The organism is Microbacterium sp. K36 (genome assembly GCF_004794355.1).
Taxonomy (GTDB): domain Bacteria; phylum Actinomycetota; class Actinomycetes; order Actinomycetales; family Microbacteriaceae; genus Microbacterium; species Microbacterium paraoxydans_D.
In genome coordinates this window covers 31804-45848 of record NZ_SSDN01000050.1, presented here as the reverse complement: position 1 = coordinate 45848, position 14045 = coordinate 31804, and the positions used below count along the sequence as shown (strand labels likewise).

At 70.9% G+C, this 14045-nt stretch carries 10 protein-coding genes; 7 read left to right on the top strand and 3 right to left on the bottom strand.

The window, feature by feature from the left end; genetic code table 11:
* Positions 1 to 65: 65 nt before the first annotated feature.
* On the bottom strand, positions 66 to 632 hold the full coding sequence (locus DW296_RS04355) for a TetR/AcrR family transcriptional regulator (RefSeq protein WP_136051245.1): 567 nt from the start codon (positions 630 to 632) through the stop codon (positions 66 to 68).
* 70 nt (positions 633 to 702) lie between these two features.
* On the opposite strand from DW296_RS04355, the gene DW296_RS04350 reads away from it, so the two are divergent.
* The 5 genes from DW296_RS04350 (at position 703) to treZ (ending at position 7917) form a co-directional block, all read left to right on the top strand.
* Positions 703 to 1272, top strand: coding sequence for a dihydrofolate reductase family protein (locus DW296_RS04350; RefSeq protein ID WP_136051244.1), 570 nt, complete (start codon positions 703 to 705; stop codon positions 1270 to 1272).
* A 105-nt stretch (positions 1273 to 1377) separates the two neighbouring features.
* Positions 1378 to 1662 (top strand): hypothetical protein, encoded by a 285-nt coding sequence (locus DW296_RS04345; RefSeq protein WP_060922071.1) that lies wholly within the window; start codon positions 1378 to 1380, stop codon positions 1660 to 1662.
* A complete protein-coding gene (gene glgX / locus DW296_RS04340; RefSeq protein ID WP_136051243.1) occupies positions 1659 to 3833 on the top strand; it encodes a glycogen debranching protein GlgX in 2175 nt (724 codons plus the stop codon). Before DW296_RS04345 ends, glgX begins: the two co-directional genes overlap by 4 nt.
* On the top strand, positions 3830 to 6178 hold the full coding sequence (treY, locus tag DW296_RS04335) for a malto-oligosyltrehalose synthase (protein ID WP_136051242.1): 2349 nt from the start codon (positions 3830 to 3832) through the stop codon (positions 6176 to 6178). Before glgX ends, treY begins: the two co-directional genes overlap by 4 nt.
* Positions 6175 to 7917 carry a malto-oligosyltrehalose trehalohydrolase gene (gene treZ, locus DW296_RS04330; RefSeq protein ID WP_136051241.1) on the top strand — a complete coding sequence of 581 codons (1743 nt, stop codon included), beginning with the start codon at positions 6175 to 6177 and terminating at the stop codon, positions 7915 to 7917. Before treY ends, treZ begins: the two co-directional genes overlap by 4 nt.
* Positions 7918 to 8005: 88 nt before the next feature.
* On the opposite strand, the gene DW296_RS04325 is transcribed toward treZ, so the two are convergent.
* Positions 8006 to 9433, bottom strand: coding sequence for a CCA tRNA nucleotidyltransferase (locus DW296_RS04325; protein WP_136051240.1), 1428 nt, complete (start codon positions 9431 to 9433; stop codon positions 8006 to 8008).
* A gap of 245 nt (positions 9434 to 9678) precedes the next feature.
* On the opposite strand from DW296_RS04325, the gene DW296_RS04320 reads away from it, so the two are divergent.
* Together DW296_RS04320 and DW296_RS04315 are read left to right on the top strand one after the other, a co-directional pair.
* Positions 9679 to 12237: a fibronectin type III domain-containing protein gene (locus DW296_RS04320; RefSeq protein WP_136051239.1), complete on the top strand. Its 2559-nt coding sequence runs from the start codon at positions 9679 to 9681 to the stop codon at positions 12235 to 12237.
* A gap of 124 nt (positions 12238 to 12361) precedes the next feature.
* Positions 12362 to 13012 carry a hypothetical protein gene (locus tag DW296_RS04315; protein WP_136051238.1) on the top strand — a complete coding sequence of 217 codons (651 nt, stop codon included), beginning with the start codon at positions 12362 to 12364 and terminating at the stop codon, positions 13010 to 13012.
* 127 nt (positions 13013 to 13139) lie between these two features.
* Here the strand turns inward: DW296_RS04315 and DW296_RS04310 are convergent, their stop codons facing one another.
* Positions 13140 to 13988 carry a PrsW family glutamic-type intramembrane protease gene (locus DW296_RS04310; protein ID WP_168428980.1) on the bottom strand — a complete coding sequence of 283 codons (849 nt, stop codon included), beginning with the start codon at positions 13986 to 13988 and terminating at the stop codon, positions 13140 to 13142.
* Positions 13989 to 14045: the final 57 nt, after the last annotated feature.

The window sequence follows — 14045 nt, the reverse complement described above, 5'->3', positions numbered from 1 at the left end:
GGAGCCGGGAGCGTGCCCTCAGTGTACGAGCAAGATCACCCCGGGGGAACAGCGGGCGGCGGCAGTCAGGGCAGCAGCCCGGCCACGAGATCGTCGATCACGTCGTCGGTCGAGGTCTCCGGGTCGATCGGGGTGGTGAGCCGGTCGAGCAGCAGACCATCGATCGCGTAGTGGAACAGGGCGATCTCGCGGCGTCCTCCCGGGAGGCCCGCCGCGACGTTGAAGGCGACGTCCGCGTCGAAGCCGGCGCGCTGCCACGCCCCGAGCACGGCGGCGAGCTCGGGACGACGAGCGCTCTCGAGCCGCAAGGCGAACAGGGCGAGGGTCACATCGCGATCGGCGGTGAGGCGGCGCACGATGTCCCGGATGTAGTCGGCGAACAGCTCCCGGCTGGGCGTGATCTCCGCCCTCCGCTCCAGGTCCTCGGGCGATGGGGCGAGGCGCTCCCCGATGCGGTCGACGAGTCCCTCGATCAGCGCGTCCCTGCTGCGGAAGTAGTTCGATGTCGTCCCCGCGGGGACCTCCGCCTCGGCGTCGACCGCGCGGTGCGTGAGCCCCCGGGATCCTTCGCGGGCGAGCACAGCCAGCCCGGCATCCGCGAGCTGCCGCCGACGCGGCTCGTTCCTCACCATGCCGCCACCCTAGCGCAATCACTACGACTGTTGTACTCTCAACCGCAACAGATGTAGTGATTGGAGAACCATGCGAGAGCTCGTGTACTACGCCGCAGTGACCCTGGACGGGTTCATCGCCGGGCCGGACGGGGAGTTCGACGCCTTTCTCGTCGAGGGCGACCACATGGACGGCATCAACGCCCGCTTCGCCGACACCCTGCCGACCGTGGCCGCCGAAGCCCTCGGCATCCCGCAGCGCAACGACGTGTTCGACACCGTGCTGATGGGCAGGAACACGTACGAGGTGGGCGGGCTCGCGAGCCCGTACCGACACCTGCGGCAGATCGTCTTCAGCCGCACCCGCACCGCCGCGGCCGAGAACCTCGAGGTGACGGCGGAGGACCCGGTGGACGTCGTGCGACGCCTCAAGCGCGAGGAAGGCGGCGCGATCTGGCTGTGCGGCGGTGGCGCTCTCGCGGCGACGCTGGCCGACGAGATCGACCGGCTCATCCTGAAACGGCAGCCGCTGCTCTTCGGATCCGGCATCCCGCTCTTCGGCGACCGCCCCTACCGTCCCGAACGGTTCGAGGCCGTGGAGACGACCCCGTATGAATCGGGCGTCGTGGTGACGGAGTACGTGCGACGGCGCGGGGAGTGATCCTGCCGTCAGCGGGTGCCTAGCCGGTCGAGGCTCGGATGGCAATACCGTTCTCGAATCCGTTCCCGGTTCCTATCGTGGTCCCATCACGAGTCAGGAGGCGCCATGAACGTCCACACCCCCACCAGCACTGGCTCCTCGCAGCGCGCCGACGCGGCCCACCCCGCCGCGACCGAGCCGGCCTGCGAGCGGATCGACTTCGACCGGTACGTCGTCGCGCACGACGCTCCCGTCGGATACATCGAGGTCGTGCCGCCGCTCTATGTCTGCTACCTCGGACACCCGTATCCTCGGGCTGTGGAGATCGCTCAGGTGTACGACTACGACCATGCCGTCAGCATCGTCAGTGCCATGGCCGCGGGTTCGCGCGACCACGCCCTCGCCGGATGAGCCGCGAGGTCTGGCCCGGGTCCGCGTACCCGCTGGGGGCCACCTTCGATGGTCAGGGCACCAACTTCGCCCTCTTCAGCGAGGGCGCGGAGCGCGTGGAACTCTGCCTCTTCGACGCGGACGGCACGGAGACACGGGTGCCGCTCACCGAGGTCGACGCGTTCGTCTGGCACGGCTACCTGCCCACGGTGCAGCCGGGACAGCGCTACGGCTACCGGGTGTACGGCCCCTACGACCCGGCCCAGGGACAGCGGTTCAACCCGAACAAGCTGCTCCTCGACCCGTACGCGAAAGCCGTCGCCGGCGAGATCGACTGGGGACAGTCCCTGTTCGGCTACGACTTCGGCGATCCCGACTCCCGGAACGACGACGACTCCGCGGCCGCGATGGCGAAAGGCGTCGTCGTCAGCCCGTTCTTCGAGTGGGGCGGCGACCGGCCGCTGAAGACGCCGTATGCCGAGACCGTCATCTACGAGGCGCACGTGAAAGGGCTCACCCAGCGGCATCCCGAGGTGCCGGAGGAGCTGCGCGGGACCTACGCCGGCATCGCGCATCCGGCGGTCGTCGAGCACCTCCAGCGCCTCGGGGTCACCGCGCTGGAGCTCATGCCGGTGCACCAGTTCGTCAACGACTCGGTGCTGCAGGACAAGGGCCTGTCGAACTACTGGGGCTACAACACCCTCGGGTTCTTCGCCCCCCACAACGCATACGCCGCCGGCGGCCAGGACGGCCAGCAGGTGCAGGAGTTCCGCGCCATGGTGCGCGCCCTGCACGAGGCCGGCATCGAGGTCATCCTCGACGTCGTCTACAACCACACCGCGGAGGGCAACCACCTCGGCCCGACGCTCTCGATGCGCGGGATCGACAACGAGGCGTACTACCGGCTCGAAGAGGACAAGCGCTACTACACGGACTACACCGGCACGGGCAACAGCCTGAACGCCGGCAACCCCCATGCCCTGCAGCTGCTCATGGACTCGCTGCGCTATTGGGTGACCGAGATGCACGTCGACGGGTTCCGCTTCGACCTCGCGGCGACCCTCGCCCGCGAGTTCTACGACGTCGACCGCCTCGCGGCCTTCTTCGAGCTCGTGCAGCAGGATCCGATCGTCTCGCAGGTGAAGCTCATCGCCGAGCCGTGGGACATCGGACCCGGCGGCTATCAGGTGGGCAACTTCCCGCCGCAGTGGACGGAGTGGAACGGCAAGTACCGCGACACCGTGCGCGACTTCTGGCGCGGCGAGCCCCAGGCCCTCGGCGAGTTCGCCTCCCGCCTCACCGGCTCCGCCGACCTGTACGAGCACTCCGGCCGGCGTCCTGTCGCTTCCATCAACTTCGTCACCGCGCACGACGGCTTCACGCTGCGCGACCTCGTCTCCTACAACGAGAAGCACAACGAGGACAACGGCGAGGGCAATAACGACGGCGAATCCCACAATCGCTCCGACAACATGGGCGCGGAGGGGCCGACCGACGACATCGACATCAACCGGCGGCGCGCGCGTCAGCAGCGGAACTTCCTCGCGACGCTGCTGCTCTCGCAGGGCGTGCCGATGATCTCCCACGGCGACGAGCTCGGCCGCACGCAGCACGGCAACAACAACGGCTACGCGCAGGACAACGAGCTCACCTGGATCGACTGGGAGGCCGCTGACCTGCCGCTCGTGGAGTTCACGGCGGCGGTGGCACGGCTCCGGCACGAGCATCCCACCTTCCGCCGCAGCCGCTTCTTCGACGGACGCCCGGTCGCGGACGAGGACGGCGAGCGCATCCCCGACGTCGTGTGGCTGCGACCGGACGGCGCCCGCATGACCCCGGAGGACTGGGACTCGGGCTTCGGGCGCTCCGTGGGCATGTTCCTGAACGGCCGCGGGATCCGCGAGAACGACCGGCGAGGGCGTCCCGTGGAGGACGTGAACTTCCTCGTCTACTTCAACAGCGGCGACGAGCCCGTCGACCTCGCCCTGCCGGACGATCGCCACGGCGCGGAATGGCTCGTGGCGGTGGACACCGCCGGCGAGCTGGGCGACCGGAACCTCCGAGCCCGGGACACCGTGCCGCTCGAGGGCAAGGCCATGCTCGTGCTGCAGGAGATCGACGGCGAGCCCGTCGACACCGACGACTCCGTCGACGCCTCGCTCCGCGCGCAGAGCGAGGCGGCCGCCTCATGACCGACAGGCCGCTGTCGACCTATCGCCTCCAGATCAGCGGCAGCTTCCCCCTCGAAGCGGCGGCCGATGTGGTCGGCTACCTCGCCGCGCTCGGCGCGTCGTGGGCCTATCTGTCGCCGCTGCTGGCGGCGACCCGCGGTTCGAACCACGGCTACGACGTGGTCGACCACGGGCGCATCGATCCGGATCGAGGGGGCGAGCAAGGCCTCGTGCGGTTCGCCTCGGCGGCGCGCACGGCGGGCCTCGGCATCCTCGCCGACATCGTGCCCAACCACGTCGGGGTCGCCGTGCCGCGGCAGAACCCGTGGTGGTGGGAGGTGCTGCGGCTCGGCCGGGAGACCCGCCGCGCCGCGGCGTTCGACATCGACTGGGCAGCGGGCGGCGGACGCCTCCTGCTCCCGCTGCTGGGCGGGACCCCGGAGGAGGTCGTCGCGAACGGCGAGCTCGTCGTCGACACCACACCGGCCGCCGATGCACCGGACGGCGTGCTGCGCTACTTCGAGCACGAACTCCCGCTCGCACCCGGCACCGCAGCGCTGGCCGACGACCTCCCGGCGCTCCTGGCCGCCCAGAACTACGAGCTGCGGTTCTGGCAGGACCAGAACACCGATCTCACCTACCGCCGGTTCTTCGCGGTCTCCGAGCTCGCCGGCATCCGGGTGGAGCGCCCCGACGTCTTCGCGGAGTCGCATCGGGAGATCCTCCGCTGGCTCCGGACCGGACTCGCGGACGGGCTGCGGGTGGACCACCCGGACGGCCTCGTCGACCCCGGTGCGTATCTGGAGCAGCTCGCCGACGCGACCGGGCGCGCGTACACGCTCGTGGAGAAGATCCTGGAGCCCGGCGAGGCCCTGCCGGCCTGGTGGCGGACCGACGGCACGACCGGGTACGACGCGCTGGCCGAGCTCGACCGTCTGTTCGTCGACGCGGAGGGCGTCGCGGCGCTGGACCGGCTGGACGCCCGGCTCCGCGCGGAGACCGGCCTCCCGGACGCGCTCCCCTGGCACGACCTCATCCACGACACGAAGCGGATGATCGCCGACACGCTCCTGGCCGCCGAGGTGCGCCGCCTGGTCCGCACACTCCCCCACGGGATCGTGCACGCCGACGACGCCCTCGCCGAGCTCCTCGCCTGCTTCCCCGTGTATCGCTCCTATCTCCCCGAGGGCCGCGAGCACCTGCGCGCCGCCTTCGCGGACGCTCGACGGCGACGCCCCGATCTCTCCGCCGCCTTCGCCGCCCTCGAACCGCTCCTGGTCGACCCGACCCTCGAGATCGCGCAGCGGTTCCCCCAGGTGAGCGGCGCCGTGATGGCGAAGGGCGTGGAGGACACCGCGTTCTACCGGTTCACCCGCCTCGGGACGCTGACCGAGGTCGGCGCCGACCCGTCGATCCCCGCCCTGTCGGTCGAGGAGTTCCACGACGCGCAGCGGGCACGACTGGCCGCCTGGCCGCACTCGATGACGACGCTCTCCACGCACGACACGAAGCGCTCGGAGGACGTGCGGGCGCGCCTGTCCGTGCTCTCGGAGATCCCGGAGCGCTGGGGCGAGGTGCTGGCGGAGCTGCGCGCCGTCGCGACCACCGGACACGGTCCCCTCGACGCGCTGATCTGGCAGGCCGCCGTCGGAGCCTGGCCGCTGCCCTCCGACCGGCTCCTCGCTTATGCCACCAAGGCCGCGCGCGAGGCCGCCGAGCGGACCACCTGGCAGCATCCGGACGCGGCCTTCGAGGAGGGTCTGGCCGCGATCGCGCGATCCGTGGAGGGCGACGCCGCGCCGATCCTCGACCGGTTCGTGGCGGAGATCGTCGATGCGGGCCGTTCGAACTCCCTCTCCGCCAAGCTGCTGCAGCTCACCGGCCCCGGCGTGCCCGACGTCTACCAGGGCACCGAGCTGTGGGACCTCTCGCTCGTCGACCCCGACAACCGTCGACCCGTCGACTTCGCTCTGCGCGCCCGGATGCTGCGGGAGCTCGACGCGGACCACGCTCGCGGTGTGCTTCCCCCGATCGACGACTCCGGTGCCGCGAAGCTCCTGGTGACCTCGCGGGCCCTGCGACTGCGGCGGGACAATCCGGAGCTGTTCCGCTTCTACCGGCCGGCCGTCGTCGAGGGTGCGGCCGCGGACCACGCCGTCGCCGTGCATCGCGGCGGCGCGACCGCCGTGGCCACGCGGCTGCCGGTCGGGCTGGCGCGCCGCGGGGGCTGGGGCGACACCGTCATGATGCGCCCCGAGCTGGCGGGGACCGACCTCCTCACCGGCCGGCGGATCCCGCCCGGACCCGTGCGGCTGGCGGAACTGCTCGACACCTACCCCGTCGCCCTGATCGAGCTGGCCCGATGATCTCGGTGTGGGCGCCGCGGGCCGCCCGAGTGCGGGTACGACGCCTCGACGACGCGGGCGCGACCGTGGAGGAGCGCGAGCTCACGGCGACCGCGGAGGGGCACTGGACCGCCGACCTCGTCCTCGCGGACGGTGAGCGCTACGGCTTCCTGCTCGACGACGGTGATGTTCTGCGACCCGATCCGCGGTCGCGGCGGCAGCCGGACGGCGTGCACGGGGTCTCGGCGGCGTTCGATCCCGCGGCCTTCGCCTGGACCGACGCCTCCTGGACCGGACGGCAGCTCGCGGGCGGGCTGATCTACGAGCTGCACCTCGGCACCTTCACGCCGGAGGGCACGCTCGACGCGGCGATCGGCCGCCTGGCGCATCTCGTCGACCTCGGCGTCACCCACGTCGAGCTGCTGCCCGTCAACGCCTTCAACGGCGCCTGGAACTGGGGATACGACGGCGTGCTCTGGTACGCGGTGCAGGAAGAGTATGGCGGCCCTGCGGCCTACCAGCGCTTCGTCGACGCCGCCCACGCGCACGGGCTCGCCATCGTGCAGGACGTCGTCTACAACCACCTCGGCCCGAGCGGCAACTACCTCCCCCTCTTCGGCCCGTACCTGCGCGAGGGCGAGAGCACCACCTGGGGCGATTCGGTGAACCTCGACGAGGACGCGGTGCGGGAGTACATCCTCGACAACGCCCTGATGTGGCTGCGCGACTTCCACGTCGACGGCCTCCGCCTCGACGCCGTGCACGCCCTGCACGACCGACGGCCCGTGCACCTGCTGCGAGAGCTCTCCGAACGGGTGGACGCCCTCTCCGCGCAGCAGAACCGTCCGCTGACCCTCATCGCCGAGTCCGACCTCAACGACCCGACGCTCATCCTGCCGCGGGAAGCCGGGGGATACGGACTCACGGCGCAGTGGTCGGACGACTGGCACCACGCCGTGCACGTCGCGCTCACGGGAGAGACCGCCGGGTACTACGCCGACTTCGCCGCGACCGAGGCGGTGGCCAAGGTGACGGAGGGCGGGTTCTTCCACGACGGCACCTTCTCGTCCTTCCGCGACCGTCCGCACGGGGCCCCGATCCCGGCCGAGGTGCCGAGCTGGCGGCTGGTGACCTTCGTGCAGGATCATGACCAGATCGGGAACCGCGCCGCCGGGGATCGGCTCTCCGCCGCTCTGACGCCCGACCGGCTCGCGGTGGCCGCCGTGCTCACGCTGACGGCCCCGGGCACCCCGATGCTCTTCATGGGCGAGGAGTGGGGCGCGACGACACCGTGGCAGTTCTTCACCGCCCACCCCGAGCCCGAACTCGGCCGCGCGGTCGCCGAGGGTCGCACGGCGGAGTTCGCCCGCATGGGCTGGGATCCGGATGCGGTGCCCGACCCGCAGGATCCCGACACCTTCCGCCGCTCGCACCTCGACTGGGCGGAGGCCGAGGCGCCGGTGCACGCCCGGCTCCTGGCGCTGTACCGCGACCTCGCCCGACTGCGGCGAGCGCGACCGGAGTTCACCGACCCGGACTCCGCGCACACGACGGTCGAGGTCCGGGAGACGGACGGCCGCCCCGAGCACCGTGTCTATCGCATCGATCGCGGTGGAGTGTCGGTGCTCGTGAACCTCTCCCCCACCCCCGCCTCGTTCCCCGTCCCCCCCACGTCCAAGCTCCTCCTCACAACAACCCCGGCATCGCGCACCCCCACGCTCCTGACTCTCCCCGCTGACGCCGCCGCCATCATCAACTGAGGTCGACCCACCCCTCTGCGGTCCTCCCGGCCCTCTGCGTGCGTCCGCAAGGGGCCGGGAGGCGCGGAAAGGGGTGGGTGGGCAGGAGTCAGGTGCGTGCAGCCCACCACTCGCGGAGGCGCTGCTCCGCGACGGCCTCGCCCAGCACGCCCTCATCGAGGCGCAGATCGAGGAGGAACCTGTACGCCTCGCCGACCTCCCGGCCCGGGGAGATGCCGAGGACCTCCTGGATGCGGTTGCCGTCGAGCTCCGGACGGATCGCGTCGAGCTCCTCCTGCTCGCGGAGCGCCGCGATCCGGGACTCGATGTCGTCATAGGCGGCGGCGAGGCGGGCGGCCTTGCGCTTGTTCCGCGTCGTGACGTCGGCGCGCGTGAGGATGTGCAGCCGCTCCAGCAGGTCCCCGGCATCGCGGACGTAGCGGCGCACGGCGGCATCCGTCCACGCCCCCTCCGCATAGCCGAAGAACCGCAGATGCAGCTCGATCAGGGTCGCGACGGCATCCGTGGTCGCCGAGTCGAAGCGCAGGGCCTGCAGCCGCTTGCGGGCCATCCGTGCGCCGACGACATCGTGGTGGTGGAACGTCACCGCGCCACCAGGCTCGAGCCTGCGCGTGCGGGGCTTTCCGATGTCGTGGAGCAGAGCCGCGATCCGCAGCGGCACATCCGGAGCGGCCCCGGGGTTTCGGGCATGCTCGAGTGCGATGGCCTGGCTGAGCACCGTGAGGGAGTGCTCGTAGACGTCCTTGTGGTGGTGGTGCTCGTCGACCTCGAGCTTGAGGGCGCTGACCTCGGGGAGGAACTCGTCGATGAGTCCCGTCTCCACCAGCACCCGGATGCCGCGGACGGGGTCGTCGGTCTGCATGAGGCGCACGAGCTCGGACTGCACGCGCTCCGGGCTCACGATCGTCAGGGTCTCGCGGAGCTCGGTGATCGCCCGCTCCGTGTCCTCCTCCACCGTGAAGCCGAGCTGCGCGCTGAACCGGGCGGCGCGCAGCATCCGGAGCGGGTCGTCGCCGAACGACACCCGGGGATCGGTCGGTGTCCGCAGCACCCCCGCCACGAGGTCCTCGACACCGCCGGTCGGATCGACGAGCTTCACCGCGGGCACCTGGAGGGCCATCGCGTTGACCGTGAAGTCACGGCGGACGAGGTCGCCGTCGATCGAGTCGCCGAACTCCACGGTCGGCTTCCGCGTCACGCCGTCGTAGCTGTCGGCGCGATAGGTCGTGATCTCGACCTGCTCGCCGCGCACCCGGGCGCCGATGGTCCCGAACGCCCGACCGATGTCCCAGTGGGCGGAGGCGACCGGCTTCACGATCTCGAGGATCTCGTCCGGCGAGGCGCTCGTCGTGAAGTCGAGGTCATGCGTCTCCCGGCCGAGCAGGGCATCGCGCACCGGACCGCCCACGACGGCCAGCTCGAAACCGGCTTCGTCGAAGGCCTCCGCGAGGGTGCGGACGACGGGATTCTCGGCGAGCGCGCCGAGACGCGCGAGGCCGTCGGCCATGTTGAGCATGGGTTCCAGCGTACCGGCCCGCTTTCCACCCCTCCCGGACCGGGCACGACTTCGGAGCTTCCGGCCGACGCGCCGGCTCCGAGCCAGTACCCCCCGGCGTGTCTCGGGCGATCTCCGAAGCTGTGCCCGCCCGCACCCCCGTTCACCTCCCCGTCGCCTCGACGTCAGACCGCGGTCATCCGGCTCCGCTGGGCTGGGGGCGCCCCGTGCGGCTGAGCACGGACACCCACCCACGAAGGACAGACATGACCTCCCCCACCCCTGCGGTCCGGTGGCGGCGTCGCGGACTGACGTCCGTCGCGCTGCTCGCCGTGCTCGGCGGCGCCGTCGTCGCCCCTGCGGCCCTGGCCGCGCCCGACCCCGAGGTGCCGACCGGATCGCTCGTCACCGGCGACACGCCCTGGCACTACCTCGACGACGGCTCCGACCCGTCCCCCGCCCCGGCTGCGCTGCGCGACTGGACGCTGCCCGCCTACGACGACAGCGCCTGGAAGACCGCGCCCGGTAGCTTCGGCGCGAAGAACGGGAAGCTCGCCCCCGTCGGACCGCACACCCCGAAGACGCTCCTCAACCACTACCTCGACGGCTCGGCGGCACCGACGGTGCCGACCTACTTCTTCCGCACGACATTCGAGCTGGAGGCCGGCGTCGCCGAGCAGGTCGCCGCCCTGCAGAGCACCGTCACCTTCGACGACGCACTCATCGTGTGGATCAACGGCGAAGAGGTGGCCCGCTACGTCGACGGCCGCATCACCGACACGACCAACATCGAGTACGCCGGCGACTCCAACGGCGACCCGCTCACCAGCACGTTCAGCGCCGAGGGAGACCTGCTCCGCGACGGCACGAACACCATCGCCGTGTCGCTGTTCCAGGACCGCGCGTCGAGCTCCGACATCTACTTCGACATGCCGTCGCTGACGCTCGTGAAGGCCTCCGACCCCGGCACTCCCGTCGTCGCCCCACCGACCCGGGTCATCCTCACGCCGACCGAGAAGCCGGAGGTGTCGCAGTCGTTCTCCTGGCTCGCCGGCGACGCGTCGCACACGGTCGGCCAGGTCGAGATCGGCCTCGCGTCCGGCGGCGACACCCGCACGGTCGATGGCTACGACGCCGGAGTGGTGAACGGCAACCCGAACAAGCACTTCTCGGCCACGGTCACCGACCTCACCCCCGCCACGGCCTACCGCTACCGGGTGGGTCTCCCCGGGAGCTGGAGCGACTGGTACGAGTTCCGCACGGCGGACCCGAAGGCGAGCGACTTCCAGTTCATCTACTACGGCGACGCCCAGATCGGCCTCGACACCACGTGGCCGAGCGTCGTGAAGCAGGCCGAGGCGCAGGCTCCCCGCTCGATCGGCTCCGTGCACGCGGGCGACCTGATCAACACCTCCAGCAACGAGAACGAGTGGGTCAACTGGTTCAAGGGGATGAAGGACTCCGCCGTGCGCACCAACGTCATGGCCGCTCCGGGCAACCACGAGTATTCCGGCGACAAGCTGCTCACGGCCTGGAAGGCCGCATTCGAGTACCCGCACAACAACCCGTCCACGAGCTCGATCGGTGAGCTCGCGAACCTCGCGAAGGGCGACTCCGAGGTCGCGCAGCAGTACCGCGCGTTCTTCGACCACTGGAGCTCGTTCGCGGCCGAGACCGCGTACTACACCGACTACCAGGGCGTCCGTTTCATCACCCTGAACGCGACCCGCGACACGACCTTCCTCACCCCGGCCGGACTCCCGTCCTGCACGGGGGTGGAGTGCCCGTCGTCGCAGATCGGCACCCTGTGGACGCGCTTCCAGGCCGCCTGGCTCGACCTGCTGCTGCAGAACAGCCCGTCGAAGTGGAACGTCGTCACGTTCCACCAGCCGGTCTTCTCGGCCTCGGCCGGTCGTGACGAGCCGGTGCTCCGCGCCGAGTGGCTGCCCGTCTTCCAGCGCAACGACATCGATCTCGTGCTCATGGGGCACGACCACACGTACGCCCGCGGCTACGTGAACACGGATGCGACCGAGACTCCGGGCCTCACCACCGGCCCGGTCTACGTCGTGTCGAACTCCGGCGCGAAGCACTACGACCTGGAGACCCCGGAGAAGAACGTCTGGACCAACAACGGCGCCACGCAGGTGCTGCGCGGTCAGGGCGTGACGACGTACCAGGTGATCGACGTCTCGAAGAACCAGCTCGTCTATCGGTCGTACCTCGCCGAGAAGCAGCCGGACGCCACGACCGACCTCCCCGTCGGCGCCGTCTACGACACGTTCACGGTGACCAAGTCGGATGCTGGTGAGAAGTGGGTCACCGAGGCCGGTGTCAACCCACCGGTCACGGAGGAGCCGGAGCCGGAGAAGCCCGCGGCGGTCGAGCTGGGCGCGTCCTCGGTCGCGGCCGGCGGCACGCTCGCGGTGTCCGGAAGCGGCTTCGCGGCCGGCGCGGAGCTCGCCCTCGAGCTGCGGTCCGACCCGGTCGCGCTCGGTACGGTCACGGTCGCGGCCGACGGCACGTTCTCGCGCACCGTCACCATCCCCGCGGCCACCCCGGCGGGGACGCACACCCTCGCCGTGATCCTCCCCGACGGCACCGAGGTGACGGCCTCCCTCACCGTGACCGCAGCGGCTGACGGCGACGCGATCGTCCCCGGTGAGAGCGACTCGGGCGGCGCGACCGACGGCGACCTCGCGACGACCGGTGCGGACAGCACGCCGTTCGTCATCGGCGCCATCGTGCTGCTCGCCGCCGGCCTCGGCCTGTTCGCCCTGCGTCGCCGCCGTGCGACCGCGGTGGAGACGGTCGAGGCGGAGTAGTTCGTCAGCGGGCGTCGTCCGGGGTTCTCTCCGGGCGGCGCCCACTCTTCGCCCACGGATGCCGCATCGACAACGGTTCGGACTCCGTCCGCTGGCCGATCCGCGTTCACACTAGGCTCAAGCCATGCCGCACCGCTCTCGGCTCGTGATCGTTTCGACCGCCGTTGCACTCCTGGGCTTCGCCCTCACCGCCTGCGCGCCCGAGACCACGGAGGGCGGTACACCGGTACCATCGCCATCGCCGTCCCCGTCGATCATCGCCTCTCCCCCCGCGACACCCGCAGACCGTGTCGTGGAGATCTCGGTCGACGGCCTTTCGATCGATGACGGCCCCGTGCTCGCATACGACGACGCGGACGGCGCCCTCGCGGCCCTCACCGATGCGTTCGGATCGGCGCCGGCGGAGGCGCCCGTGGAGGGCCCGTACGGCGCCGTGTACGCCGGCTACGACTGGCCGGGAACGAAGGCCACGGTCCGCGACACCCGTATCGACCTGGTGGTGTCGGCGGACGCGCCGGGAGTGATCGTCCGGACTCCGGAGGGTGTCGGCATCGGCTCGACGCGCGCTGAGGCGATGGATGCAGGGGCCGTGGACGGGTGGGATGAGGACGGCGACGGCGTCGCCGACTACCTGAGCATCTGCGTGCGGGAAGTCCCCGGCACCTCCTCGCTCACGAATCCCGGCGAGGTCGGTGTGGAGTATGTCGACCTCAAGATGACCGGCGACATCGTGAGCCGCCTCAGCACCGGTGGCAACGACTACAGCGACATCTGAAGCACCCACGACGCCGCAGCCTGTCCGGGCACAGCTTCGGAGCCGGGGCTCGACTCGCCGTCGTTCAGCCCCCGACGGCGGCGTGTCGGCCGCGATCTCCGAAGCTGTGCCCGTCCGACCGGGCGAGTCAGACCCGGCGACGCTTCAGCACGAGACGGAGGGTCACGGCGAGGACCGTCGACACCATGATCCAGCCGAAGGCCGTACCCAGGGACGTGAAGAACGAGGCCTGATCGGTGGCTCCGGCGACGTTCCCGTAGTTGATCGCCCCGTGGGCACTGATCGCCACCAAGAGCCCGGCGACCGCGAGGATCGGGCGCGTCCAGGCGCGACGGGCGTCGAGAGCGAGACCGAGCGCCGCCCCGGTCCAGATGGTGAGCGCGGCATGGGTGGGGAACGTCAGGGTGCGGACGATCCAGGTCACCACGCCGTAGCCGAGATCGTTCGCTGCGACGTCCGCCGCGATCGCGGAGGCATCCTCCACCGCCGCGAAGCCGACGCCGACCAGTGCGCCGACCATCGCGCCGAAGAGCACGCCGCGCAGGCCGATGCGTCGTGCGAGCAGAAGGACGAGCAGCACGCCGAGACCCTTTCCGATCTCCTCCACGATGGGCGTCAGCACCCACATCGTGGGGATCGCCTCACGCACGATGCCCTGGTCGTCGACGTAGATCGCCTGCTCGGACGACCACGCGCCGACTCCGGTCGCGAGGAGCACGGCAGCACCGGCGCCCCAGGCGAGGGCGAGCAGGGACGACGCCCATGACCGCGCACCCCGCGGAGCGAGCCACCGTGCGGCGAGCCCTGTCACTGCCGCCGCGGGCAGAACGGCGGCGAGACAGAGGAGGAAGACGGGCCCGGAATCGATCGTGAACAGCACGATCGCGAGAGTCAGCGGGACGAGGAAGACCGCGAGCACCACGGAGCGTCGTTCCCAGAACGCGACGGTTTCGGAGGGGGCGACCACGGAATGCACTCCCCGATCCTTCCAAACCGTTCCGCGACTTTCCTGGGACACCGGAATGCTGCACTG